The sequence below is a fragment of the Saezia sanguinis genome (genome assembly GCF_963921665.1).
Taxonomy (GTDB): Bacteria; Pseudomonadota; Gammaproteobacteria; order Burkholderiales; family Burkholderiaceae_C; genus Saezia; species Saezia sanguinis.
Window position 1 is genome coordinate 1 of the sequence record NZ_CAWUGC010000002.1, and the last position, 24,888, is coordinate 24,888.

The window sequence follows — 24,888 nt, forward strand, 5'->3', positions numbered from 1 at the left end:
CTGGTCAGGTGAGCGGACGTTGTCGCGCCTATCCAGGATGTTGTGGTTGAACATGGTGGCTGCCGCATACTGGTTGCCCAAGTAGCTGCCAATGTTGGGGTTGTAGATGGGGATACGGATGGTGGGCGGATCCGGGTCGCCAGGGTTGACCGGAGGAGGAACAACCACAAGACTACTTTGCAGATACCAGTTATTTTCGGTGCTGACCTGACTGCCCTGCCCCAAAATATATTCGTAGGCTCCTGCCGTAACAGGGGTACCCAGCACAAAAGCATCATGACTGGAAGTACCATTCACCGTCACAACTTCGATGCCATCGCCCGAAAGCCCGCCTCCCATGCTGCCGGCTGTTGGTTGAATATATATTCTGGTGGCGCCAGAGCCTGTAAACGCATGATCCAAAATCAGGCGGTCACTCACGCCGCCATCATGCAACTGCGTATTCAGGATTAAAGACCCCCCGTTCGATACGTAGGCTGTTGTACTGGTACTGTTGCCAATCGTCAGTGTACTGCCGGCCAGGTCATTGACGCCCATGGACAAATCAATCGAACCGCTGGCATTGTGATTAAACGTATCTATGTCGTCGAATACGGCATGCGTCACCGTACCATCCACATTCTTTGCCGAAAACCGGATGAGCCCATCATTATTGAACTGCCCATCCATACCAAAGATGCTGGTCACAACGCCTTTACTGCCCGAGCTGAAATCCTGCAGCGACAGGGTACCACCGGCCTGATTATGAAAGACCGTCTGGGGGCTTGCAAAATGTGTAAAACCTGTAATGACCCCGCCGTTATTCACGGTGGTGGAACCGGATGCATTATGCGCATAAACAGCAAAGTCATTTGCAGAAGAAACCTGGGAGCCTGTTGATAACGTTAAAGTCTGACCGCCTTGTACGATATTATTTAAATAAATACCATATCCATTGCCTGCCCCGCCTTTAATGTCGGCATCGGAATAAAGCAGCACCTGGTTCGTGCCACTGAAGCTGGATGTCTGAATCGCAATCGAATTTGCACCTTCGGCCAAAACCTGCCCGCCAACCCGCACATCAATTGCCCCAGTTGAACTGTAAGCATCAATACCTAACAAATTATCGCCTTGCGCGACTATTTTTCTGGCCATTGAATCAATGCTGACATTGCCGCCACTTCCTGTTGCAATACCTCTGACGACAAAGTTGCTTGTCGCACTTGCATTATTGGAAGTCACCTGAATCAAATCGACCTGTCCGATACGGATCTGTGCATGCGCGCCATTTGCGGCCTGACTGGCGATTGCACTGAGACTTGTGCCGTCTCCATACACATGAATCGTGTCCGCACGCACAATATTAACGGCCGCCGTATAGCCAGCACTGTTGGCAGAAACCCTGATACCGGTCTGCCCCTGGTCATTGGCACCGCCTACAATGATAGACCCGTTTGCATTGTCAAACTCCACCAGCACATTGCCTGCATTGGCTGTTGCCAGAATACCGGAGCCGCCCTGTATGTTATCTGTGCCCCCGGTATCCACCGTAATGCTCCCGCTGGCATAAACAGCCACATTGCCGCCCGCGCTGTTGTTGGCAACCGCGTTGATACCGGTCATCGGTGAGTAAGATATCACACCGTGCTGTATCAGATGCGTCAACGAAATACTGCCTTCCTGACGAATCGTAATGTTGCCATTCGGCGTATCATTTTGGGCATTGATCCCGTCTGTCTTAGATCCATGCGCAATGATTTTGCTGCCTGCACCCAAAAAATTGATCTCTATATCGCCGGCATTGCTTCCTGTCGCATATGCGCCAATACCCATCGCATTGGATGCATTCAGATTGATACTGTCGATGTTTTCGATATTCAGCCTGAGCAATCCGCCATTGGTACTCAGCCCGTATACGCCAGCAGAAGCGCCAGTACCCGCATAAGTCCCTGAACCAGGCGGAGAGGCTGAAGACGTGCCCATTGTTCCTGGCAGGGAACTGAAAACGCTTGACCTGTCAACCGTGATGACGCCCACCACCTTGCTGTAAGTCAATATCCCGCCCTGGGAAGATGCCGTATCCAGCCGGATACCATAGCTACCGCGGCTTGCCCCCTGATTCAAAGTGTTCTGAATGTGAATATCGTCTGTGGAATTGGACAAGACTGTGGGTGTGGACACCAGAGAATCCGGCTCCTGCCCGTAAACGCCAATCACGCCGGCCCCGTCAATGAGGACATCGGCCTGCGCGCCTATATTCAATGCCCCAAACATGACGGCTGCTGTGATGGGAGTCAGCCTGAAACATTTTTTATGAATGCTGCTTTTTTTATGTGCCATGAGATACCTATGTAATTTTTGGAGATAAAGCGTCAATATTTTTATTGCCCTAAATAAAAATCTGCATTGCTGCTATACCGGCCCTTCATGTTTATCATAAAAAGCCGTACGTTATCCATAAACATCCTGGCTAATGACGCAATTTGTGACATATTCCCGTAGAATGCCGCTTTTTTGTAACGCCTACAGATTTGGATCTGTTCTTCAGACCGCTTTTCATTTTCATCAACCCCGAAAAACAGCCTGGCACACTCCAAACGCATATCGGCAGCCTGCACATTTCAAATAGGCTTACCAAGTACAGTTACAATAAAAGCCGGTTTACATCAAAGCGCCCGTTTTTATTTTCGAAAGTGACCATGTTTCTTTATAAAGCGCTCTATTTTTTTAAACGGATTGATTACCAGGTTTCCATGTGGCTGGACAAGGCCGTGATCAACTGGCGCCTGAGAAAACACCAGCGCCGGCAGATTGACAAGACTGCAATCAAAACCATTCTGCTGCTTAGAAACGATGGCATTGGCGACATGGTCATCACCACCGCCCTGATCCGTGTGCTGGCGCAGCATGGCTATCAGGTCAGCGTCATGTCACAAAAAAGCGCTTTGGAGATCATTCAAAACAATCCGCATGTCGCGCGTACATTTGTCTGGCGCGACAACTACTCATCCAGTGAAATGCGCCAGGTTGAGCAACAGGTGCGTGAGCAGCATTTTGACCTGATCATTGACATGCGCTACCCGGTGTACTTCAAACACTCGCCGCACCGTATCATGCTGCCATACTACCTTGGCGGCAAATACACTCTGGGTTGGAACAAAAGCGCGCTCAAATGCTATGACGCCTCTATCAATCACTACACCCGCCGCGGCCACTACATCACACTGGTTCAAAAGTTTCTGGCCTTTTTAGACATCCACAATGCGGATCTTTCCTACGAGTTTTTCATTGACCCGGCGGCTGAAGCCGCTGCCGGCTCTTTTATCGACACATTGTGCACCGATCACGGCAAAGTTATTGTGCTCAACCCTTTTTCCGGCCACCCGCGCCGCGACATGACCAATGAGCAGATCCGCCAGTCCATTGAACTGCTTTTGTCTAAATACCCTCAAGCGCATTTCATCGCTATCGGTGTCAAAACACGTGTGGAAAAACTCATTGACACCCTCAAAATAGAGCGCCTGGTTTACTACAACTCGAAAAGCATACTGGACGTGGTGCCGCTGATTCAACGCGCGGATCTGGTCATCAGCCCTGATACCTCCATCATCCACGTGGTCGCAGCCTTCCAGAAACCTTTGGTTGGGCTGTATGCATCGGGCCGCAGAACGCCACGGTCACTTTCTGACGCCAAAACCCATATCAAAGAAAAATACCATGAGCAGGTGGATGAAGCGCGGGCCCGATTTTTTGATGGCCCCAACGTACGTGCCGGAACCAGGCCCAAAGGCAAGCTGCTGCTGGTGGAAAACTCCTTTGGCCCGAACAACAAAAACGCCATCCAGTTGAAAAACTATACCCACAGACTCTCGGAAATACCGGCGGAAGCTATTTTTGAAGCCTGCGACCAGTTGTTAAGCCGTACCGGCCCTGCGTAATGCTTCCCAAGAGTGTACCGCCCTATGGCTGTTTTTTACCCCAGAAAAACAGCCACAGCTTTTGACTGCCTGAATTCAGAATCAGCGCCCTTTTCAGGTGCTTAAAATTCCGGCTGCGCAGGCAATAAGGAATAGCGCCGAATTCGTGCACCTCTTGCACCGCGCCTGCCAGATCGCCCCGCTTGATTCTTTGGACCACCAGATTGGTAAAGATCATCACAATCCGATCTTCCCAGCTTTGCAGAAACTGAACGATTTTCTTTTTGTGCGAGCCATGGTATTCACGTTCTACCAGCGCAGTGGAGCGCTGCCGGCTGGCCAGGTCAATATGCACTTTCTGCGGCGTCATCGTGCTCATCACCGATTCCTGGTTCCAGCAATAGTGATACAAAACCTCAGGTACGCTTTTGACCTGTGCATAAATACCGCAATGCATCAGGAATTCCTGGTCTTCGCCCACAGAACACCCCGCCGTAAAACGGATACCATGTTCGGCCAGAAATGACTTTTTCGTCAACGTTGAATAAAGGCCGATATAGTCAACCAGGCCCGAAGCATAACACTCCAGCAGATTCATCTCGGGATAAGGCGCCCCCTGAATCTTGTTTTCCTTTTCATGCAGCGTACCGCAGTAAACCAAGTCACAGTTCCCCTGCGCCATTCTGGCCGCCAGCTTTTCCAAAATCGTGGGTTCATAGTAATCATCGCTGTCAATGAAAGCGATATAGTCCCCCGCGGCATGATCCAGCCCCGTGTTTCTGGCCGCAGCCACGCCCTGGTTTTCCTGACAAATGATCCGGATGCGTGCATCATTTTGAGCATAACCCTGGGCCACTGCTACCGTCGTATCGGTCGACCCGTCATCAATGATCAGCAACTCCCAGTTCTCATGGGTTTGCGCCTGCACAGAATCAATTGCACGCGCAATGTATTGGGCCATGTTATATGCAGGCATGATGACAGAAATAAAAAATGACGCTTCTGTACCCGACATCAACCATACACCCCGCTTCTGAAAACCCACATACGCATTGACAGCAATGCCCCTATTGCCTAATTGCCCTATTGTAAACACCTCGGCATTTGTTGAGCACCTGCGTGCAATGCCGCTATTTGGAAACATGCGCCAAACATCTCACAACCACACCAGATTCCTGGGTCAACAACACGGATATAGTGCGCCGTTTCACAGTCTGCCTGCGTGAAATCTCATGCTAAAAACCGTATACCCTATCCGCTTTTAATCAGATTCAACCCTTTCCCCTACAATAGTACAATTTCCGCTGACCATTGTTGCCCGTATCAGAGGCGTTCGGATAGATCATTATGAACAAGTACCTGAACACGTTACCTTACTCAAACTACCCGTTCATCTGGGCCGACTATGTTGAACTCCAGACGCTGGCCTGTGAGAACAAGGTATTCACTCATAACGACTTCACATCACTGTTGCTGCAAAACCAGGAATGTGCATGCGCTCACCCGCCTATCACCCAGGACGATGCCAACACACTCTGGCAGCAACTGATTGAACACTGCTACCAGCGAATGAGCTTATATGCAGGGCACTACCCGTTCATTGTCGAACAGGATCGCAGCAGCATTAAACTCAATTTTGTTCTGACCCATCCGAAGCAGCGCCTGTACCTGGGAACCGTTCTGGCAGCCAATATGCGCCATCTTTCCCCTGAGTGGCGTGACCGCATTACACAGGATTTTGCCGAAACCTGTCATCAGCTCTTCATCAACCTGATGCCTGTAGGCACCAAAATCCAGTTTCTGATGCCTTCGCCCGACCAGTTCCCACCCCATGAGCAAATACAGTACATGGCACGCATGACACGTGGCAAGGCCTTATGCAACCCGCAGGATTTCAGCACGCACGAAATCCCGCTGTCCTCAGGCACACCGGCTTCCGCCAGCAAAGCAGGCATTGTCGATATGATGGCCTGGCACCCGATGGGTGATGAGCGCGACGGCATTCCCGTTGCCATTGGCCGCTGCGACTGCGCCAGCGAGCACTGGTACAGCAACCAGCAAACCCTGCTTAACCTTAACACGCAGCTTTATACACGCCATCCGTGGGCCAACTACCACTTCAGCCCGATTGACCTGTACACCGCAGAAAAAGGCTGGGCATTGAACAATCAGATCGGGCGCGTGATTCTGCTGGACCGTTATCGCATTCTGACCCTGGCCGAAGAATACTTCATCTATAACGACGTACCGGACCTGGAACACATTGACTACCTGCACCAGCGCCTGCACGATCAGGCATAAACCAGACATATTTCATTGATCAAAGGCTGTCGGAAAACAGCCTTTTTTCATGACACGGTATTTTTGCTGGAAACTGCCTGCCCAGCAAAATCCTGGAGGAGCCTCACCCATGCTGGGTTCTATTTACCGGTGAAACCCACATCTCCATAGTGACCGCAGGCTTTCTTATATAATGGGAAGTATTCCCCTTGTGCAAAATCTGGATTTGCACCTGTATATCGGCAATAACAATGACCCAGAGTTTCAGAGTTTGTTATGAACCTTACAGACCGCTTAAAAAATTACCTACAAGAATCTCAAGAAACACCTTCTGACAATGCCGTCATCGATGGCAATACCGGGGTTGATTACTACGTCACCTCCGCGTGCATTGACGATGCTTCAGGCCAGCAGGCCATCAAAGCGGTGCGGGTCAGACCGAGTCAGCAGGCCCAACTGGGAGATGAAGAATTCCTGATTTTGAGAGACCTGCTGGTCCATCTGATTCAGTCCAAACAACTGCATTTTGCCACTTTGCACAAAAGCAAAAAAAACAGCTGGCGCCATGGTGCGGATCTTTTCTTTAGCCCTGCCGGTTTTATATCCGTCAATCCGGAAGAAACTGTTTCCGACAACGTAGGTGATGTGCCGGAGTTTTTTATGGAGCTTGAATTTCTCCAGCACGCGTTCTGATATCCCGCTTTCCACACGCTTTTCACACGCATCCCCCCGCAGGATAGATACTGCGGAATAAACGCGCATTGCCTCCACACATCTCAACGTACACCAGAGCGTAGCTGCTTTCTGGCATCGCCTTTGCCTGCGCCTTATCACGTGTAATCTCAATACCCCTAATAGGGGAATATGCTTTATGATTCCCGTATCATGGGTCTTATATTTTATAAAAAATAGCTTTTTAAATTATTTGAATTTCAAGTTTGAGCACAGTCAATTTTTACTGAATACACTTGAACTAGAATGACATATCCTTATCAGACATAGATACATTATTCCTGAATCTATAAGCAAATCACGATGCATTGTCAATGCGTATCAGATACGTCAACGCTCGAAAGCTGTCAATCTTCACCTTCCCCGCGCTGTCTTCCGGCCTCACTTTGCGACGCCATGATGTTGCTGCACATTCAGATCATTCAAACCAACTAGAAAGGTAATTCCCATGAGTACATCATTTTTCATTCCTGCAGTCAATGTAATGGGAGAAGGCGCATTAGGTGATTCCGTCGGCTTGCTAAAAGGCTATGGCTTCAAGCACGGGCTGATCGTCACCGACGCTTTTTTAAATAAAAACGGCGTCGTCAAAACAGTTACCGATTTGTTGGATAAGCAAGGTATCAAGTCCACAGTTTACGACGGCACCAAACCCAACCCCACCACGAAAAACGTCAAAGACGGGTTGGAACTGCTCAAAGCCAACCAATGTGACTTTGTGATTTCTCTGGGTGGCGGCTCACCGCACGATTGCGCCAAAGGCATTGCATTATGCGCCACCAACGGCGGCGACATCAGCGAATATGAAGGTGTTGACCGTTCTGCCAAGCCGCAATTGCCGCTGGTTGCCATCAACACCACCGCCGGAACCGCCAGCGAAATGACACGTTTTTGCATCATCACCGATGAAAAACGCCACATCAAAATGGCCATTGTGGACCGCAACACCACCCCGGTACTCTCGGTCAACGACCCCGCATTGATGGTGGGTATGCCTGCAGGGCTGACCGCCGCAACAGGTATGGATGCTCTGACCCATGCGGTCGAAGCCTACGTATCTACCGGCGCCACCCCGATTACCGATGCATGCGCCCTGAAAGCCGTGGAAATCATCTCTCAAAGCCTGCGTACGGCCGTCAAAGATGGTAAAAACGCCAAGGCCAGAGAAGATATGGCTTATGCACAGTTCCTGGCCGGTATGGCCTTCAACAATGCCTCTTTAGGTTATGTACACGCCATGGCCCACCAGTTGGGCGGTATGTATGACCTGCCACACGGCGTTTGCAACGCTGTGCTGCTGCCCCATGTGGAAGAATTCAACATGCAAAGCTCTGCGGCACGCCTGAAAGACATTGCACAGGCCATGGGTGTGGACGTCAGAAGCATGGATGACCAGCAGGGTGCCAAGGCATGTATTGCAGCCATCCGTTCATTGTCCAAAGACGTTGGTATTCCTGCCAACCTGACAGAACTGAAAGCCAAGGCGGAAGACATCCCCACATTGGCTGCCAATGCACTGAAGGATGCCTGCGCTCTGACCAACCCGCGTAAAGGGACACAGGCAGACGTTGAAGGCATCTTCAAAGCCGCCATGTAATCCTGAACAGATACATCGCACACAAAAAAGACAAAGCATATGCTTTGTCTTTTTTCATTTCCGGAGTGAATGACTCCTGCCTTCCGCAGGCGGCCGATACCTGACCCGCAAAAAAGAAAACTATTGCTGCCCTGCGGCTGCACCGGGCGGCGCATTACTGCCAGCCATATCAGCACTTGGCTCTACGCCAAAAACAATCGAACACTCATCCTTGTCTGCACACAAGGTATCGATAATCTGCTGGAATATGGCTTGCTCTTCAACATGCTTTTCTTCAATCAGCACATACAGCCGCCCCTCCTCTTCACGCACCACACGCCAGCCAGTGCCGGAAGGATAAGAGGTTGTTGCCTCCGTCTGCGCTTGCTGCCCGGCAGGCTGGGCAGCCTGCTGCGCCAGAGACGGTATTGACCAGATACTCAACAGCAATGACACAGAAAAACAGATTGTCTTGTTAAAAAATCGCATGTTTTTGAACTTCCCGGCTTTTTCAGGCCTGCCGGCCTGAATACCCCTGTTAACAAAAGTGAATCATACCTTAATTGTCAGGAATATGGTGATCATACTTTTCTGCAAGCCGGACAGGTTCAAAGGGAAAACCGCTGTCCTGTGCGCCCCATATCCGCTCACGGCAAGTCCGAACGCAGGCAATTAGAGCCAAACCCCAATTGACTTACCTTTTTTATGCCTGAATAATGAAAGTGAACACTTTCACTTCGCAGGGGCCCATTATGAAAAAGACACTGAGCTTCAGCAACCCCATATCCAACACCTCGCTGATTTCCCTATGGATGCGGGCGTATGAAAGCCATCGCCCCAATGGGCTGTTCAAAGACCACTGTGCAACCCGCCTGGTGGAACAGCTTCCGTTTGACTTCAGCATTTATCACGACGAATACATTACCCAGACCTGTATTGCACTGCGTACTGAATATTTTGACGCCATTGCCAAGCAGCACATGCGCGCCTCTCCCAATGCCTTGTTGGTGAATCTGGGCTGCGGGCTCGACGCCCGTTTTCAGCGCACAGATCGCGGCAAGGGTTCCCAGATTGACCTGGACCTGCCCGACGTGATTGCCGTTCGCAATGAACTGATGCCGGCAACCAGCCCCCGCAACACATACTGGGAGGGAAGCCTGCTGGAAACAGAATGGATGGACCGCTTGCTCAAGGAATATCCCGATGCAGATCTGATGTTCATGCTCGAAGGCGTACTGATGTATTTTGAAGAAGAACAGGTCCGCAACCTGCTTGCAGAGCTGGCCCATCGTTTTGAGGATGCGCACATCGTCTTTGACATCTGCTCACCGCTCACCGTGAAAAACACAAGCCTCTACGAACAAATGTGGCAGGCTCCGGTGCCTTTTGTATGGGGCGTGGCAAACCTCAAAGAGCTTGAGCGCTGGCACCCCAGGCTGTGCCTGAAAGACGTGGTGTACTACTTTAACCGCCACCCCGAACGCTGGGGCTGGTACAGTTACTGGCACCACGTTCCCAAATTTGGCAATGCCACCCGGATTGTGCATTATCAGGTTCAATAAACACGTTTTTTAAAAATATGCTCCTGCTGTTAACAAGACAACGGCTCTGACGCCCGGGCAGCATCTGTTGCATTCAATGCAACCGGCTGCCTCTGTGTTATTCTTTTTCACTTAGAATGCCATGGGCCTGTTTATTTTTGCTGTGCTATTTCATGAACTCCAACGCTACACTTCCTCCATCCTCCCAAGCGATTCAGAAGAACTTCAATCCGACATTTGCGATGTGGGGTTTTCTCATTGCGAGCATCATCATTTTTTACCTTTACTTTGAACTGCGTTTCATACTGTTCATTGTTTTTGGCCTTTTTTTCGCCCTGCTGTTCATTAACACCATTGAATGGCTTACCGTTACATCAGAAGGCGTCAGAATCAGAAGCCTGATCAAAAAGCCTCTATTCTTTCCATTTCGTGAATTCCGCTTTGAACCCATGTTACGCGATTACACGCGCTGGGCAACCCGAAATGTCGAGATATTCGATATCGCCTCAGGCAAGCAGGTGCACAGTATCCGCCTGAACAATTTCATGCAGCATCTGGTACTGCTGACGTATATCCGCTGCGCCCAGTCCATTGCACGGGGCCAGCACCTGGCACTCCCGGATCAATGGACCCCCAGCCCTGAACTCGATGAGTTCAAAAGAGACAACTTTGTATTTACAGAAAACCAGATCACCATCAATGACCGGGTTTTTCCCAAAAACGCCATTACGCTGGTCAAGCTGGATTACCCCGTGGTCTTCACAGCGGCACCGGACAGGCTCGCCAGCAAAAATCCGCATACGCTGACCATACAGACTGGCGCACAAAACCCGCCATTTCAATTGCCCGTGCTCAACGAACTTAAGTCCTTGTCAGAACTGGATGAACGCCTGCTGCTGTACTTTCAGGATACGCCGGATAAATATGTCGCTGTCTGCTGATTTCTGAACCGCTGATCTGGGCACCTTGGGCTGCTTTGGCGCTGCCTGGCTCAGCGTTATCGCCCTTAATTGATATATCCACTAGAATGGCCTTGTTTCCTTCTGGTTGAGAACCCTTTGCATGAAATACAAGCGATTCACATTGGCACTGTTCTTTGGCTTGACCGCGGCACTGGTCGAAACGTTACTGCTGCTGCTTGGAACCTCCTTAAGCGCTCAGGCAGCCCAAACCCCTTTCCTGTTTCTTCCCGTTTTGGGTCTGTGCGCCATCCCGGCATTCATCACAGGTGCAGTTTTTGCCATGCAGTGCCAACCACAGGCTTCACGTGGCCGCATCGCTTCCAGAACCTCTTCTGCCTGCCTGATCATCACATTCATAAGCATCATGTTGTATCTGGTCGCTGGCTTTTACATCAACTCAGGTTCCACCCCTGATGCGGCAACAAGCCTGAGCGGCCTGCTGCGTAACAATTTTGGCAATGCTTTGTTTGCGGCATTAACCGCTGCTTTCTGTGCGCTCATTGTGGCGCATATCGTGCTTGCCGTCACAAGGCACCGGCCTGTAACGCCGCCTCCCCCGGCGGCATAAACCCAAACGCCGTTACCCGGCTGGGCATTTATCCGCCTGAAATAGCATGTTTTCATACATCCTGATTCATCAGGGTATGCTATGATTTTTAATATTTTTCATAAGCATTGATCACAATGATAAGAGCCCTCTCTTTTTCTGCGTCGCTGATCTTCGCCGTTACAGCATTCATCACCACCGGATGTGCACAAACGCCCGCCCCATCTGCACAATACATCTCAGAGCCTCGAAGCGGTGGCGGCATTGCTGCCCTTTATGCCCAGCGCAGGCTGCCCTATGGCCTTCATGATGTTGATTCAGCCACCCCTGCAAACGACAAAAGCGCTGATGAATCATGGGGCGCATTTGCCATGGTCGAACCCGAGCAGGTCAAAGCCACGATCAGAGGCCGCCATGTCGTCTATCTTGGTTTTGGCATGGCCAACCACCATGAAACCCGCCAGGCAGCTGAAGATGCCGCGCTACAGATGTGCCAGGCAGACGGGCTGGAAGGCTGCGCCGTGCGTTACGTTTTCCAGAATCAGTCGATGGCATTCTATTTCAGCCCGCTGAATCTGGCCTATGGCTGGGCCATTGCCGCGACACCCAACAGAGCCACAGCCCGGGCCACCACCATTTGCGAACAATACAGCCGGACCGGTGCCTGCCAGCTGTTTTATAACAGTTTCCCGTCAAAATAGCGCGGCAGAAGCGCCTTATGCTGCCTTCATGCTCTTGGGCAACACAACGGCGTCTTTCCCGACAAACAGGCTGACAATCAGTGCCCGCAGCCATTTGACGCCTTTGTCCTGATGCAAGCGACGATGCCAGAAAATATGGGTCACAAGAGCTGGCAAATCTAAAGGGGATTTCATCATCACCAGATTCAGCGGCCCAACCACCTGCTGCGCCAACCTTTCAGCCACTGTCGCCAGCCAGTCGCCTGACGCCACGGCAAAACAGGCCGATAAAAGGTTAGGCAAAATATGCTGCTGTGAAACATCAACACCTGCCTGCTTTAAATACAGGGAAACCTTGGGATAAGTCACCGTCTGCTCGGCAATGACCAGATGCTCTGCATTTTTGAATTGCTCGGGCGTCAGTATTTTCCCCGCCAGCGGATGCTGATGGCAGTTAAAGCCAAAAAGCGCTCCGGCGGAGCGCTTTCAAATATCTGACAGGCACGTCCTCTTACCACGCAGCAAGAATACTGCCCTTGAACTCATCTTCAATAAACTGTTTGACTTCCGGTGAGAAATACGCCCGCAACAGTTTCGCCAGTTCGGGCGAATCCTTATCAGCAGCGCGCACCGCAATGATATTCATATACGGCGAATCTGTGCTTTCCAGTGCAATGGCATCTTTTTTCGGGTCCAGCCCGGCAGGCAAGGCATAGTTGGTGTTCACCGCACCGGCATCCAGCTCCGCCAGCGCACGCGGCATTTGGGCCGCGTCCAGCTCAATGATTTTCAGATTCAGCGGGTTTTCTTTGATATCCAAAGGCGTAGCCGTCATGCCCACATTGGGTGCCAGCTTGATCAGCCCCAGTTGCTGCAGCAGCAACAATGCGCGCCCGCCGTTGGTGGGGTCGTTCGGAATCCCGATACGCGAGCCCGCTTTGATTTCCGCTACGCTGCCAACACTTTTGGAATACAGCCCCATTGGAAAGAGCACCGTTTCAGCAACAGATACGATCTGATAGCCGCGGTTCTGTATCTGGTTGTCCAGATACGGCTTATGCTGAAAACTGTTGGCATTCAGCTCACCCGATACCAGCGCTTCATTGGGCAGTACATAATTGCTGAACTCAATGACCTCAATGTTCAACCCATCTCTTGCTGCAACCCGCTTGACCACATCCATGATCTGCGCGTGCGGCCCTGGTGTCACCCCGACTTTATAAGGAGTGCCCTGCGCCAAAGCACTTGTCCATGCACCACTCACGGTCACCACCGCAGCCAGCAAAGCACCCAGAATAAATGATTTACGTTTCATTATTTTTTAACCTTTATTCAGTATTCAATCAAACAGTTGACTGTAAAAACCCGTATTACCATGTCGGCAGAATCGCGCCTTTGAAGGTGGTTTCAATAAAAGCCTTGACTTCAGGAGAGCGGTACGCACGGATGAACTTGGCCACGTCCTCATTGTCTTTATCGCTTTCCCGCACCGCAATAATGCCTGTATAAGGAGAGTCTGCCGGCTCCAGAATCAACGCATCCTGCTTGGGGTTCAGCCCGGCATCCAGCGCATAGTTGGTCGGAATAACCGCCAGCCCCACATCGCCTAAAGAGCGCGGCAGTTGCGCCGCATCCATTTCAATAAACTGCAGTTTATGTGGATTGCTGGCAATATCTTGCACAGTGCCGTTTATACCAAAATCGGGCTTCAGTTCAATCAGCTTGGCATCTTGCAGCAGGATCAATGCGCGTGCATTGTTGCTGGGGTCGTTCGGCACCCCCACTTTGGCACCCTCAGGCACCGCTTTCAGATCGGTCAGCGTGCGGGAATAAATGCCCATCGGAAATGCAATCGACTGCGAAATTGCAATCAGTTTCAGCCCTTGTGAGCGGACCTGGTTGTCCAGATAGGGTTTGTGCTGGAAACTGTTGGCATTCAGCTCGCCCGAGGCCAGGGCCTGATTGGGCAACATATAGTTGGTGAACTCGATCACTTCAACATCAAGCCCATCCTTGGCCGCCACAGCTTTGGCCGCTTCAACAATCTGCGCATGTGGGCCAGGCGTGACCCCCACACGAAACGGTTTGCCGTCTGCCAAAGCCAGTCCAGATACAGAAACACTGAATACCGCAGCCAGTACGCTGCGCAAAAATAACTGACGCTTCATTTGTTGCAAAACTCCAGTAAGGAAAAAATTATTAACGGTGATTCACTCTGGCGGCAAGCCAGTCACCAAACCATTGAACCAATTGCACCACAACCACAATCACGATCATCACGGCAATCATCACGTCCGTACGGTAACGGTAATAGCCGTAGTTGATCGCCAATGTCCCAAGCCCCCCGGCCCCAACCATGCCCGCCATGGCCGAGTAACCAATCAGGCTGACCAGCATGATCGTCACCCCGCTGATGATGCCAGGCATTGCTTCGGGCAGCAGCACCTTGAACACAATCTGTGAGGGTGTGGCCCCCATACCCTGTGCAGCCTCAATCAGACCGGAAGGAACCTCTTTGAACGATGTTTCTGCCAGGCGCGCCATAAAAGGCACTGCGGCTACAGTCAAGGGCAGAATCGCACCTTTCACGCCAATCGAAGTTCCCATGATCATCGCCGTCAGAGGGAACATGGCCACGCACAAAATAATGAACGGGATTGAGCGGAACACGTTGATGAAAAATCCCAGCACCCGGTTGGCTGCCAGCCCTTCCAGCAGGCCGCCTTTGTCCGAGACATTCAGCAAAATACCCAATGGAATGCCCAAAACAATGGCGGCAAACCCTGAAACACCCACCATAATGAGTGTTTCCCACAAGGCATCCCAAACCAGCGGGCCGCCAAAAAGCGTATTCCAGACGCTTAAGGCCAGATCAGTCAAAGAATTATTGGACATGGCGGATCTCCTCAACCTCAATGCCTGCAGAAGCCGCCCAGTTCCGGGCCGCATCGCGCGCATCCTGCGGGCCCGTCACCTGCATCAGCAAAGACCCCAGAGGTATACCCTGATAATCCTCCACCAGTGCCTGCACAAAAGCCACATCCAGTCCGAACTGTTTTACCAATTGGGTCAGCACATCGGGCTGATGCCCTGTAATCTGCCAAATGCGTGTGTCAGGCCCTGCTTTCGACAAAATCTGGTTCACCGTTTCTTTGGGCAGTTCCTGGCCGGTGGCTTCCCCCACCAACGATTTGGTGGTATCTGTTTTGGGGTAGCCAAACACATCGCGTACCATGCCTTCTTCAACGACAACACCGTGGTCAATCACTGCAACCCGGTCACAAACGCGCTGCACCACCTCCATCTGGTGTGTAATCATGATGATCGTCACACCAAGCTCACGGTTCACCTGTTTCAGCAAAGCCAGCGTGGAGCGTGTTGTTTCCGGGTCCAGCGCAGAAGTGGCTTCATCAGACAGCAGCACCTGGGGCTGATTGGCCAGTGCGCGGGCGATACCGACGCGCTGTTTTTGCCCGCCGCTGATCTGCGCCACATACTTATTGGCGTTTTCTGTTAACCCCACCAGTTCAAGCAGAGACACCACACGCTTGCTGATTTCGGCCCGCGGCATTTTTACCAGCTCCAGCGGCAACGCCACATTTTCAAACACGGTGCGGGAACTGAGCAAATTAAAATGCTGGAAAATCATACCAATGCGCCTGCGGGCAACACGCAGTTGCTGTGCGTTAAGCTGCATCATGTTCTGCTTGCCAACCCAAACCTCGCCCGAGGTCGGCTGCTCCAGCAGGTTGATGCAACGGACCAGCGTACTTTTACCGGCACCGCTGCGGCCGATAATGCCAAAAATCTCACCCGCGTTAATTTCCAGATTGACATCGTTCAAAGCATGCAGATGCCCGCGTTCGCTCTGGTATATCTTGCGTAGATGACGTAACACCACGGCCGCCCCGCCCGGTGCTGTATTGCTTTGTAGTGCCTGCGTAAAATTGGACATTATGACCCGTAACTCACAACAGAATGGTTAAATTGATTTGAAGCGCATGCATATCAGTAAAACCCTTAATTGTCGCTCAAATCCCAACCATCTTGTGGTGACTACCTAATAACTGATAAATCAGAGGCCCCACATCACTTTTTCTGCCCATGCCCATACAGTTGTCGCCCATGCGAATACCGTTACCCGAAACCATGGTGTTAAGCTACCATCCTCTCATGGCGGCAAAAGCTTGTTACAGTTATGCATTAATTCTAGCTAGACCAGCTTGAGTGCGGCATAATTTCTACCAAGCAGCTATTGTGCAGCGTCTTTTCAAAAATTCAAACCAATAAAAAGATTTTTATTTATTACTTTTATATATAAAGGAATTGTTCATGGCACGCATGGTGAACTGCATCAAGTTACACAAAGAAGCAGAAGGACTGGACTTCCCCCCTTACCCGGGAGAACTGGGAAAACGCATTTTCGATAGCGTCAGCAAAGAAGCCTGGGGACAGTGGCTGAAGCACCAGACCATGCTGGTCAATGAAAACCGGCTCAATCTTGCTGACCTGCGCGCACGTCAGTATTTGGCACGCCAGATGGAACGTTTCTTCTTTGCAGAAGAAAGCGCCCCGGTAGATCAACCCGCAGGATATACCCCGCCATCGGCCTGATGGTTTTGTCATGCTGGTTCAAGGTGGTCCAGTCCTGCATGGCAGGAACCACCTTATATAAAAACTACTGACAGCCGCCGGCAAAAAAGCACCGTCACACGCAATGTGTTGAAAATGCTTCTCAGCTTTCCTTCCTCAAAAACCCAAAAACCAACCCCGATTACTGGTTTGTTGCCCCTGTCCGCCGTTACAGGCCAACCTGCTGATAAAGTTAGCCCTGCGACCCGGGTCCCGGGTATCTCCCGCTAACTCTAACGTTTCACATAACAATAAATCATGCAAACCATTGCCATTATTCTTGCAATGATCGCTGCTGTTATTATCAGCAGTTGGATCGTGCGTATGCTGCCTTTTCCAATCCCCCTGCCTATCGTGCAGATCGTTCTGGGCTACCTCATTGCACAGTTTCTGGGGGGCTTGAGTGCCGAGCTGAATCCACATGTATTCATGTTTCTGTTTTTGCCACCGTTGCTGTTTCTGGATGGCTGGCGTTTGCCCAAAGATGCACTCAAAAAAGACCTTGGCACGATTACCCAATTGGCATTTGGACTGGTCTTTTTCACCGTTCTAGGGATCGGCCTGTTGATTTACTGGATGATCCCGGAAATCCCCCTGCCGGTCGCTTTCGCGCTGGCTGCCGTTATCTCCCCCACGGATCCGGTTGCCGTATCTGCCATTGCACAAAAAGTGCCCTTCCCATCCCGCATGATGCACATTCTGGAAGGAGAATCGCTGTTTAACGACGCGTCCGGCCTGGTTTGTCTGAAATTTGCTGTTGCAGCGACCCTGACAGGCGCATTTTCCCTGACAGATGCCAGCTTTGAATTTGTCAAAATGGTGGTAGGCGGCCTGGTGGTCGGGCTTGTGGTTGCCCTGGGGATTACACGGCTGAAACAATGGATCTCACGCCACTGGGGGGAAGATTCCGGTACCCAGATTCTGATCAGTCTGCTGATTCCGTTTCTGGCCTACATCGTTGCCGAGCACTGGCATTTCTCCGGCGTACTCGGCGCCGTGGCCGCGGGTATCACAATGAGCTACTCCGAACTCCATGGCAAAGTCATGGCCGTGACCCGCATTCGCCGCAATGCGGTGTGGGACTCATTGCAGATGATTGCCAATGGCGCCATGTTTGTACTACTGGGAGAGCAGTTGCCAAAAATCGTCGGCAAAATGCACATCACCGTCCAGCAGGCCGGACATACCAACATTACATGGCTGTTCCTTTATGTTGCCATCATTTTTGTGGCGTTGGCCGTACTGCGCTGGCTGTGGGTGTGGGCGTCCCTGAAAGTCATGATGATTTACTTCAGCATGCGCGGCTCTTCACTGGCCCCTGTCGATAAACGCCTGATTGCGGCCATGTCGCTCTCCGGGGTCCGCGGCTCCATCACACTGGCCGGTGTTTTGTCGCTGCCACTGCTGATGAATGATAACTTCACCCCCTTCCCGGCACGTGACCTTGCCATCTTCCTGGCCTCTGGCGTGATACTGATCTCCCTGATTGTGGCCAGCGTGGCATTGCCGCGCATTCTCAACGGCCTGGCCTTGCCCAAAGCATTGGACAACGAAGAAAACGACCAGGAAAACCGCGCCCGTATTGCCGCAGCAGAAGCAGCGATCAAAGCCATTGAACATGCGCAGCACGAAATGTCTGCCGGCAGCAGTGAACCTGACCTGTATATAGAAGCAGCCAACCGCGTCATGAACACCTACCGCAATCTGATTGATGTACGCAGCCATACAGCGGCGGCTGATGCCGGAACCAGTGCGGCAACGGTTCGCAAAAGCGAAGAAATACAACGCCAGATTCGCCTGGCAGCCTTGGCGGCAGAACGTGATGACATTTACAGACAGTCTCAGGAACACCTGATTGACCACGATCTGATGGACAAGCTGATGCGCGAAGTTGACCTGGAAGAAGCCCGCATTGCCAGCTAACAGCAACATCTCTTGAAACCAAGCGGTCTGCTGACCATGAGCATTACAGCGCTGTGTTTTAAAAACACGGCGCTTTTTTATATGCAATGGTTTCAGCACACTGAGCCACTGCCAATAATCGGCTGTACCTGCCACTTAAATCGTCAGATATTCGCGCTGAACAGCTTCATTTTCCAGCAGTTCACTCATGCGGCCCTGGTAGCGTACCTGCCCTTTTTCAAGCAGATAGGCTCGATCAGCCACCAGCCGTGCAAAAGGCAGGTTCTGCTCTGACAGCAACACACTCACGCCTTGCGCTTTGAGTGTCAGAATCATCTGCGCCATCTGCTCCACAATCACCGGTGCAATACCCTCAGAGGGCTCATCCAGCAAAATCAGATAAGGGTTGCCCATCAGTGTGCGCGCCACTGTCAGCATCTGCTGCTCGCCGCCGCTCATACGGGCAGCCAGCCGGTCCGGCATTTCTTTCAGGTTGGGAAACAGTGCAAACAATTTTTCCGGCGTCCACTCCGGCATGTGCGAATCTTCTCCTGGTCGGCACCTGGCAGCTTGCCTGCCCACTTCCAGATTTTGCATGACCGTCAGTTCGGTAAAAATACGCCGGTCTTCCGGTACAAACCCCAACCCCATACGCGCAATGCGGTAGGCCGGCATGCGACTGATTTCCTGCCCGGCAAACTGTACACGGCCCTGCCGCTTGTCCAGCAAGCCCATGATGGTTTTAAGCGTCGTTGATTTTCCGGCACCGTTGCGTCCCATCAGCGCAACCACTTCTCCCTGCTGCACGTTCAGATCAACATCAAACAACACCTGCGCAGCACCGTACCAGGCGCACAGGCTCTGCGTTTGCAACAACGACAACTTGGTCACCTGCTTCATGTCATGTCCATTTCCGTTGGCTTGCGACTGCTTTGCATCTCCAGCGTGCTGCCGTGGCCGAAGTAAACCTCCTGCACCTGCACATTCTCGCGCACCTGCTGAGCATTGCCTTGTGCAATCAATTGCCCGCGTGCCAGTACGGCAATCCGATCGGCATAAGCAAACACCACATCCATGCTGTGCTCGGTAAACAAAACCGCTATGTTTTTTTCGGTGACCAGCGATTTGGTCAGCGCCATCAGCGCATGCCGCTCCTGCGGTGCCATGCCTGCTGTGGGCTCATCCATCAGCAGCACACAAGGGTCGTTGGCCAAAGCCAAAGCCAGTTCAACCCGCTTGATATCGCCATACGCCAGTTCACTGCACAATCTGCCGGCCTGCTCCTGCATGCCAACCTGTGCCAGTAAACTCATGGCTTTTTCATACCCAAACCGGCCAACCCGCCGCCACCAGTGAAACGTTTGGCGCGCATGAGACAGCAAAGCCATCTGCACGTTTTCCAGTACCGTCAGTGAAGCAAAGGTTTCCGCAATCTGAAATGTCCGTCCGACGCCCAGGCGCCAGACATGTCTGGGGATTAAGCCCAGAATCTCCTGCCCCTTCAATCTGACAGAACCATGATCAGCGGCAAGCTGCCCACCCACCATGTTAAAGGTGGTCGACTTCCCTGCGCCATTCGGCCCAATCAGCGCCAGCAGCTCCCCGGCATGCACGTCAAAGCTCACACCCTGCACCGCCTGCACGCCGCCGAAAGACTTGCACAGATTGTCAACGCTGAGTAAAACCGCTGCTTCCATACGCTACCCCTTTGCAGCCTTTGAGCCAGTCAGCCGCCAGCGTAAAGCGTGACGCATGTAATAGGCCGTCCCCGCCAGACCTTGCGGCAGCAGCAAAACCAGAATCAGAATCACCAGCCCAAGCCAGAAACGCCAGTACTCGGTGTAAATAGCTGCCGTATCTTTCAGCCAGGTAAAGCCGGAAGCCCCCACCAGCGGCCCGGCCAGGTACTGCACCCCGCCCAGCAGCACCATCACCAGCCCTTCTACCGAGCGGTTCACCGACATCACATCCGGGTCAATACTGCCTTTGGAAAAAGCGAACAATGCACCGGCCATGCCAGCAAACAAGCCGGCCACCATGAATGCAGCCCACTGCACCCGTTTGACATCAATCCCCACCGCATCGGCCCGCCATGGTGAATCACGCGTGGCACGCATCGCATAACCCAGTGGTGAAAACAACATGCGCCGCATCAGCCAGATACCGGCCACGCAACAGATGAGCACCACGTAATAAAAACCGATGCCCGATAACCACTCTGCCGGCCAGATGCCCCACATGCCATTGCTGCCGCCGGTAAAACTGTCCCACTGGTACACCACAGACCATACAATCTGCGAAAAAGCCAGCGTCAGCATCGCCAGATACACGCCGGAAAGACGCACACAAAACCAGCCAAACAACACCGCCCCGATACCTGCCACCAAAGGCGCAAAGGCAAGAGCCGCTGCCATCGGCATGGAAAGCGTATTCAATAAAATGGCTGCGCCATAAGCTCCCAGGCCAAAATAGGCCGCATGTCCGAACGAGTTCATGCCCGCAGGACCCATGATGAAATACAGGCTGAATGCAAACAGCACCGCCACCAGAATATCCATCCACAAAATCACGGAGTAGGCATCATGCCCAGCCAGCCAGGGCCATGCAGTCAGTACAAGCACCAGCAATACCATGGCTGCCTTACCCCCCCAGCCGCTGCGGCGCAGTGGCACCTGCTGTGCCGCAAAAGTACGGGCAGCCGCCATGGGCTTACCCAACAAGCCCCATGGCCGCAGCACCAGAACCACGGCCATCACGGCAAACTCCACCACCAGCGTCAGTTTGGGAAAAGAAATGGTCAGCCCCAAAAGCGTTACATCACCCAGCGCCATGCACAAGGCTTTAATTTCCGCAATGATCAATGCGGCCACATAAGCCCCGGGAATCGACCCCATGCCGCCCACCACCACCACGACAAACGCCTCGCCAATCGTCGTCATATCCAGCGTCAGGCTGGCAGGCTCTCTGGGGAGCTGGAGCGCGCCGCCCAGACCGGCCAGCATGGCACCCAGCGCAAACACGCTGGTAAACAGCCAGGACTGGTTCACACCCAATGCGCTGACCATTTCACGGTCTTGCGTGGCTGCACGCACCAGTGTGCCCCAGCGCGTTTTGGCCAACAGCAGCCATAACCCCAGTAACACCGCCGGGCCGATAACAATCAGCAACAGATCATAACTGGGAAACTGGTGCCCCAGAATCTGCACTGCACCGGAAAACCCCGGCGCACGCGGCCCCAGCAGATCTTCTGGTCCCCAGATGGACAGAGCCACATCTTTAATGATCAGCACCAGCGCAAAAGTCGCGAGCAACTGAAACAGTTCCGGCGCTTTATAAATACGCCGCAGCAGCACCACTTCAACCAGTGCTCCCACGGCCCCCACGGCCAGCGCAGCCAGCAGCAGCCCGAACCAGAAACCCCAGGCAGCACCGCCACTGGCCTGCATGAGCCAGCCCACTGCCGAATAGGCGATATACAGCCCCAGCATGTAAAGCGACCCGTGCGCAAAATTCACGACACGGGTCACACCAAAAATCAGCGACAGGCCTACTGCCGTCAGAAACAAGGAAGATGCCGAAGCCAGCCCATTAAGCAACTGAACCAGCAGCCCTGCGCCGCTCATGGCTCAACAGGCCCCATACATGCAGGAGTACCGGCCACACCCGGTACCGCACAGAAAAAAACCTCAGGCATCTTCACTTCGCCGCCTCGCTTCAGCCACGTGAACGGAACTGTGCTACCTCAGCATCGCTGGGCTGAAAATCGGCCCCATCACAATAAGTGAAATCCACCATCACGCCCTTGCCGTCCACCTGTTTGGTGCGGCCCACATAGGCCCCCAGTGTGGACTGGTGGTCTTGCGGACGATAAGTGATCTCACCAAAAGGCGTCATCAGAGACAAGCCTTTGAACGCCCCGATCAGATCATCGGCTTTGGTGGAACCTGCTTTCTGAATGCCTGCGCCCAAAGACTTGATCATTGCATAGCCCACAATCGAACCCTGGCGCGGGTAATCATTAAAGCGTTTCTGATAAGCATCCAAAAATGCCTGGTGTTCCGGCGTATCAATGCTGTACCATGGATAGCCGGTCACATACCAGCCATCGGGTGTTTCCTCTTTCAGCGTATCCAGATATTCAGGTTCACCGCTGAGCAGGCTGACTACTTCACGCCCTTTAAACAATCCGCGTGTATTGCCTTCGCGCACAAACTTGATCAAATCCACCGCAAACAACGCATTAAAAATAGCATCCGGCTTGGCATCTGACAGTGCTTGCACCGTGCTGCCTGCGTCCACCTTGCCAAAAGGCGTTGCCAGCTCAGCCACAAACTCCACATCCGGCTGCCGTTCACGCAGCAAACGCTTAAACGCGGTTGCTGCCGCCTGTCCATATTCGTAATTAGGATACACCAACGCCCAGCGCTTTTTATTCAGCGCCGCAGCCTGCGGCACCAGCATCGCGGTCTGCATATAGGTTCCAGGACGCAGACGGAATGTGTATTCGTTACCGCCTTCCCAGGTCAGCTTGTCTGTCAGCGGTTCGCCTGCCAGAAAAAACACCCGCCGCTGTTTGGCAAAGTCACTCAGCGCCATGCCGGTATTGGAAAGAAAGTTGCCTGCCAGTACATCCACTTTTTCACGGCTCAGCAATTGCTGCGCCATGCGCACGGTATCGCCTGGGTTGGCGTTGTCATCACGCGTCACCACTTCAAGCGTTTTGCCCAGCACACCGCCTGCGGCATTGATCTGCTCCACCGCCAGATCCATCCCCTTGCGATAAGGTTCTAAAAACGCGGGCAACGCTTTGTAACTGTTGATTTCACCAATGCGAATCACATCGGTGGCGGCATAGACACTTCTGGACAAACCAGCTGCGGCCAATGCCGCAGCGCAGCCTACAAAACGGCGTCTTTGCATCATGCTTATCTCCTCACTATCTCTTTTCTACTGACAGGCACTGCCAATCTGCTGATGGACATGCGCAGCGCCACGCTAAGGCCCTTTATTGTGATACAGGTTTGCAAGCCACGCAGGCCAGAAAAATAAATCCGTCCTTTTTATTTTGCTGCGCAAAATTTCGGTCACACCTTTCCTGATAACCACCCGCAAATGTGCCTGAATACCCATGCTGGCAGCATTTGATAACGATTCACATCGTCACCTAAATGGTTTCACAGAGTGGAATACATTGAACCCCATTAGCCAGACATCCCCGGCCACTTAGCAGTTAAACGGCCTCTTATTTGCATTCTCATTTGAAAGGCACAAAATGCAAACAGCAAACACTATCAAACTTAAAGACGGCACTATTCTTTACTATAAAGACTGGGGTTCCGGACAACCCATCGTATTCAGCCATGGCTGGCCCTTGTCCAGTGATGCGTTTGAAGACCAGATGCTTTTCCTCGCATCAAAAGGGTTTCGTGTGATTGCCCATGACCGACGCGGGCACGGGCGCTCATCCCAGCCATGGGGCGGCCACAATATGGACCAATACGCCGATGACCTGGCAGAACTGACAAACGCCCTGGATCTACACGATGCCGTGCACGTGGGCCACTCCACCGGCGGGGGCGAAGTAGCGCGCTACATTGGTCGCCACGGCACCAAACGGGTTGCCAAAGCCGCTTTGATTGGCGCAGTACCGCCGATCATGCTCAAAACAGATTTCAACCCCAACGGTCTGCCTATTGATGTCTTTAACGGCATTCGCGAAGGTGTGCGCAAAGACCGCTCACAGTTCTTCAAAGACCTGTCAGAAACCTTTTACGGCTTCAACCGGCCCAACGCCAAACCTTCAGACGGCTTGCGCCAGAGCTTCTGGTTACAAGGCATGGCAGGCTCAATCAAAGCCCTATACGATTGCGTCAAAGCGTTTTCTGAAACAGACCAGAGAGAAGACCTGAAGAAAATGACCATACCGACATTGGTCTTGTATGGTGATGACGACCAGATTGTGCCGCCAAAATCATCCAGCGAAGCCGCAGCCAAACTGCTTCCCAATGCGAAAGTGAAGGTATATCCCGGCGCTTCTCATGGCCTGTGCAGCACGCACAAAGACCAAGTCAATGAAGACCTGCTGGCTTTCATCAAAAGCTGATCAGTTGAACTGAACTTCTGGCCTGGACGTTACAACC

General features: G+C 52.3%; 23 protein-coding genes. 11 read left to right on the top strand and 12 right to left on the bottom strand.

The features are described 5' to 3' along the window. A partial coding sequence (locus tag AACY98_RS02070; RefSeq protein WP_339800981.1) for a hypothetical protein occupies positions 1-2,253 on the bottom strand: 2,253 nt, incomplete at its 3' end. Positions 2,254-2,678: 425 nt separating this feature from the next. Between AACY98_RS02070 and AACY98_RS02075 the strand changes: the two genes are divergently transcribed. Further along, positions 2,679-3,917, top strand: coding sequence for a glycosyltransferase family 9 protein (locus AACY98_RS02075; RefSeq protein ID WP_339800984.1), 1,239 nt, complete (start codon positions 2,679-2,681; stop codon positions 3,915-3,917). A 22-nt stretch (positions 3,918-3,939) separates the two neighbouring features. Here the strand turns inward: AACY98_RS02075 and AACY98_RS02080 are convergent, their stop codons facing one another. Then, a complete protein-coding gene (locus tag AACY98_RS02080; protein ID WP_339800986.1) occupies positions 3,940-5,040 on the bottom strand; it encodes a glycosyltransferase family 2 protein in 1,101 nt (366 codons plus the stop codon). 203 nt (positions 5,041-5,243) lie between these two features. Here AACY98_RS02080 and AACY98_RS02085 point away from each other — a divergent pair, with 203 nt between their 5' ends. The 3 genes from AACY98_RS02085 to yiaY all read left to right on the top strand — a co-directional run bounded on the left by AACY98_RS02085 (position 5,244) and on the right by yiaY (position 8,505). Further along, entirely contained in the window at positions 5,244-6,197 is a 954-nt protein-coding gene (locus AACY98_RS02085) for a hypothetical protein (protein ID WP_339800988.1), read from the top strand. Positions 6,198-6,452: 255 nt separating this feature from the next. After that, the gene (locus AACY98_RS02090) at positions 6,453-6,869 is read left to right on the top strand and encodes a hypothetical protein (RefSeq protein ID WP_339800990.1); all 417 of its coding nucleotides are present in this window, start codon (positions 6,453-6,455) and stop codon (positions 6,867-6,869) included. Positions 6,870-7,356: 487 nt separating this feature from the next. Beyond that, complete coding sequence (yiaY, locus tag AACY98_RS02095) at positions 7,357-8,505, top strand: L-threonine dehydrogenase (protein ID WP_339800993.1); 1,149 nt, start codon at positions 7,357-7,359, stop codon at positions 8,503-8,505. 120 nt (positions 8,506-8,625) lie between these two features. Here yiaY and AACY98_RS02100 read toward each other — a convergent pair whose 3' ends face one another. After that, positions 8,626-8,940, bottom strand: coding sequence for a hypothetical protein (locus tag AACY98_RS02100; protein WP_339800995.1), 315 nt, complete (start codon positions 8,938-8,940; stop codon positions 8,626-8,628). A gap of 296 nt (positions 8,941-9,236) precedes the next feature. On the opposite strand from AACY98_RS02100, the gene AACY98_RS02105 reads away from it, so the two are divergent. From AACY98_RS02105 to AACY98_RS02120, 4 genes are all read left to right on the top strand, one after another. Beyond that, a complete protein-coding gene (locus AACY98_RS02105) occupies positions 9,237-10,046 on the top strand; it encodes a class I SAM-dependent methyltransferase (RefSeq protein ID WP_339800998.1) in 810 nt (269 codons plus the stop codon). A 152-nt stretch (positions 10,047-10,198) separates the two neighbouring features. After that, entirely contained in the window at positions 10,199-10,966 is a 768-nt protein-coding gene (locus AACY98_RS02110) for a hypothetical protein (RefSeq protein ID WP_339801001.1), read from the top strand. 121 nt (positions 10,967-11,087) lie between these two features. Then, positions 11,088-11,555, top strand: coding sequence for a hypothetical protein (locus tag AACY98_RS02115; RefSeq protein WP_339801003.1), 468 nt, complete (start codon positions 11,088-11,090; stop codon positions 11,553-11,555). Positions 11,556-11,671: 116 nt separating this feature from the next. After that, positions 11,672-12,235, top strand: coding sequence for a DUF4189 domain-containing protein (locus AACY98_RS02120; RefSeq protein ID WP_339801006.1), 564 nt, complete (start codon positions 11,672-11,674; stop codon positions 12,233-12,235). Between the two features lie 15 nt (positions 12,236-12,250). Here AACY98_RS02120 and AACY98_RS02125 read toward each other — a convergent pair whose 3' ends face one another. The 5 genes from AACY98_RS02125 to AACY98_RS02145 form a co-directional block, all read right to left on the bottom strand. After that, on the bottom strand, positions 12,251-12,652 hold the full coding sequence (locus tag AACY98_RS02125) for a LysR substrate-binding domain-containing protein (protein WP_339801296.1): 402 nt from the start codon (positions 12,650-12,652) through the stop codon (positions 12,251-12,253). Between the two features lie 73 nt (positions 12,653-12,725). Then, positions 12,726-13,529 carry a MetQ/NlpA family ABC transporter substrate-binding protein gene (locus AACY98_RS02130; protein WP_126980670.1) on the bottom strand — a complete coding sequence of 268 codons (804 nt, stop codon included), beginning with the start codon at positions 13,527-13,529 and terminating at the stop codon, positions 12,726-12,728. A gap of 55 nt (positions 13,530-13,584) precedes the next feature. Then, on the bottom strand, positions 13,585-14,382 hold the full coding sequence (locus tag AACY98_RS02135) for a MetQ/NlpA family ABC transporter substrate-binding protein (protein WP_126980669.1): 798 nt from the start codon (positions 14,380-14,382) through the stop codon (positions 13,585-13,587). 31 nt (positions 14,383-14,413) lie between these two features. Then, positions 14,414-15,109, bottom strand: coding sequence for a methionine ABC transporter permease (locus AACY98_RS02140; protein WP_126980668.1), 696 nt, complete (start codon positions 15,107-15,109; stop codon positions 14,414-14,416). Next, the gene (locus AACY98_RS02145; protein WP_339801015.1) at positions 15,099-16,169 is read right to left on the bottom strand and encodes a methionine ABC transporter ATP-binding protein; all 1,071 of its coding nucleotides are present in this window, start codon (positions 16,167-16,169) and stop codon (positions 15,099-15,101) included. The genes AACY98_RS02140 and AACY98_RS02145 overlap by 11 nt, the downstream gene beginning before the upstream one ends. Positions 16,170-16,546: 377 nt before the next feature. Between AACY98_RS02145 and AACY98_RS02150 the strand changes: the two genes are divergently transcribed. Both AACY98_RS02150 and AACY98_RS02155 read left to right on the top strand, forming a co-directional pair. After that, a complete protein-coding gene (locus AACY98_RS02150) occupies positions 16,547-16,828 on the top strand; it encodes an oxidative damage protection protein (protein WP_339801018.1) in 282 nt (93 codons plus the stop codon). Between the two features lie 276 nt (positions 16,829-17,104). Continuing rightward, entirely contained in the window at positions 17,105-18,769 is a 1,665-nt protein-coding gene (locus AACY98_RS02155) for a Na+/H+ antiporter (protein ID WP_339801021.1), read from the top strand. A 135-nt stretch (positions 18,770-18,904) separates the two neighbouring features. Here the strand turns inward: AACY98_RS02155 and AACY98_RS02160 are convergent, their stop codons facing one another. From AACY98_RS02160 to AACY98_RS02175, 4 genes are all read right to left on the bottom strand, one after another. Further along, a complete protein-coding gene (locus tag AACY98_RS02160; RefSeq protein ID WP_339801024.1) occupies positions 18,905-19,648 on the bottom strand; it encodes an ABC transporter ATP-binding protein in 744 nt (247 codons plus the stop codon). Further along, complete coding sequence (locus AACY98_RS02165; RefSeq protein WP_339801027.1) at positions 19,645-20,445, bottom strand: ABC transporter ATP-binding protein; 801 nt, start codon at positions 20,443-20,445, stop codon at positions 19,645-19,647. The genes AACY98_RS02160 and AACY98_RS02165 overlap by 4 nt, the downstream gene beginning before the upstream one ends. A 3-nt stretch (positions 20,446-20,448) precedes the next feature. Further along, entirely contained in the window at positions 20,449-22,371 is a 1,923-nt protein-coding gene (locus AACY98_RS02170; RefSeq protein ID WP_339801030.1) for an ABC transporter permease, read from the bottom strand. A gap of 91 nt (positions 22,372-22,462) precedes the next feature. Then, positions 22,463-23,668: an ABC transporter substrate-binding protein gene (locus AACY98_RS02175; RefSeq protein ID WP_126980736.1), complete on the bottom strand. Its 1,206-nt coding sequence runs from the start codon at positions 23,666-23,668 to the stop codon at positions 22,463-22,465. A 352-nt stretch (positions 23,669-24,020) separates the two neighbouring features. Between AACY98_RS02175 and AACY98_RS02180 the strand changes: the two genes are divergently transcribed. Further along, complete coding sequence (locus AACY98_RS02180; RefSeq protein WP_126980661.1) at positions 24,021-24,851, top strand: alpha/beta fold hydrolase; 831 nt, start codon at positions 24,021-24,023, stop codon at positions 24,849-24,851. Positions 24,852-24,888 lie beyond the last annotated feature (37 nt).

What these genes read in the sequence shown, in the direction of transcription:
- AACY98_RS02140 (WP_126980668.1), bottom strand. Translation starts at nt 15,109, where the DNA reads ATGTCCAATAATTCTTTGACTGATCTGGCCTTAAGCGTCTGGAATACG.
- AACY98_RS02155 (WP_339801021.1), top strand. Translation starts at nt 17,105, where the DNA reads ATGCAAACCATTGCCATTATTCTTGCAATGATCGCTGCTGTTATTATC.
- AACY98_RS02135 (WP_126980669.1), bottom strand. Translation starts at nt 14,382, where the DNA reads ATGAAGCGTCAGTTATTTTTGCGCAGCGTACTGGCTGCGGTATTCAGT.
- AACY98_RS02120 (WP_339801006.1), top strand. Translation starts at nt 11,672, where the DNA reads ATGATAAGAGCCCTCTCTTTTTCTGCGTCGCTGATCTTCGCCGTTACA.
- yiaY (WP_339800993.1), top strand. Translation starts at nt 7,357, where the DNA reads ATGAGTACATCATTTTTCATTCCTGCAGTCAATGTAATGGGAGAAGGC.
- AACY98_RS02130 (WP_126980670.1), bottom strand. Translation starts at nt 13,529, where the DNA reads ATGAAACGTAAATCATTTATTCTGGGTGCTTTGCTGGCTGCGGTGGTG.
- AACY98_RS02075 (WP_339800984.1), top strand. Translation starts at nt 2,679, where the DNA reads ATGTTTCTTTATAAAGCGCTCTATTTTTTTAAACGGATTGATTACCAG.
- AACY98_RS02145 (WP_339801015.1), bottom strand. Translation starts at nt 16,169, where the DNA reads ATGTCCAATTTTACGCAGGCACTACAAAGCAATACAGCACCGGGCGGG.
- AACY98_RS02175 (WP_126980736.1), bottom strand. Translation starts at nt 23,668, where the DNA reads ATGCAAAGACGCCGTTTTGTAGGCTGCGCTGCGGCATTGGCCGCAGCT.
- AACY98_RS02115 (WP_339801003.1), top strand. Translation starts at nt 11,088, where the DNA reads ATGAAATACAAGCGATTCACATTGGCACTGTTCTTTGGCTTGACCGCG.
- AACY98_RS02165 (WP_339801027.1), bottom strand. Translation starts at nt 20,445, where the DNA reads ATGGAAGCAGCGGTTTTACTCAGCGTTGACAATCTGTGCAAGTCTTTC.
- AACY98_RS02105 (WP_339800998.1), top strand. Translation starts at nt 9,237, where the DNA reads ATGAAAAAGACACTGAGCTTCAGCAACCCCATATCCAACACCTCGCTG.
- AACY98_RS02110 (WP_339801001.1), top strand. Translation starts at nt 10,199, where the DNA reads ATGAACTCCAACGCTACACTTCCTCCATCCTCCCAAGCGATTCAGAAG.
- AACY98_RS02160 (WP_339801024.1), bottom strand. Translation starts at nt 19,648, where the DNA reads ATGAAGCAGGTGACCAAGTTGTCGTTGTTGCAAACGCAGAGCCTGTGC.
- AACY98_RS02085 (WP_339800988.1), top strand. Translation starts at nt 5,244, where the DNA reads ATGAACAAGTACCTGAACACGTTACCTTACTCAAACTACCCGTTCATC.
- AACY98_RS02150 (WP_339801018.1), top strand. Translation starts at nt 16,547, where the DNA reads ATGGCACGCATGGTGAACTGCATCAAGTTACACAAAGAAGCAGAAGGA.
- AACY98_RS02080 (WP_339800986.1), bottom strand. Translation starts at nt 5,040, where the DNA reads ATGTTTCCAAATAGCGGCATTGCACGCAGGTGCTCAACAAATGCCGAG.
- AACY98_RS02170 (WP_339801030.1), bottom strand. Translation starts at nt 22,371, where the DNA reads ATGAGCGGCGCAGGGCTGCTGGTTCAGTTGCTTAATGGGCTGGCTTCG.
- AACY98_RS02180 (WP_126980661.1), top strand. Translation starts at nt 24,021, where the DNA reads ATGCAAACAGCAAACACTATCAAACTTAAAGACGGCACTATTCTTTAC.
- AACY98_RS02090 (WP_339800990.1), top strand. Translation starts at nt 6,453, where the DNA reads ATGAACCTTACAGACCGCTTAAAAAATTACCTACAAGAATCTCAAGAA.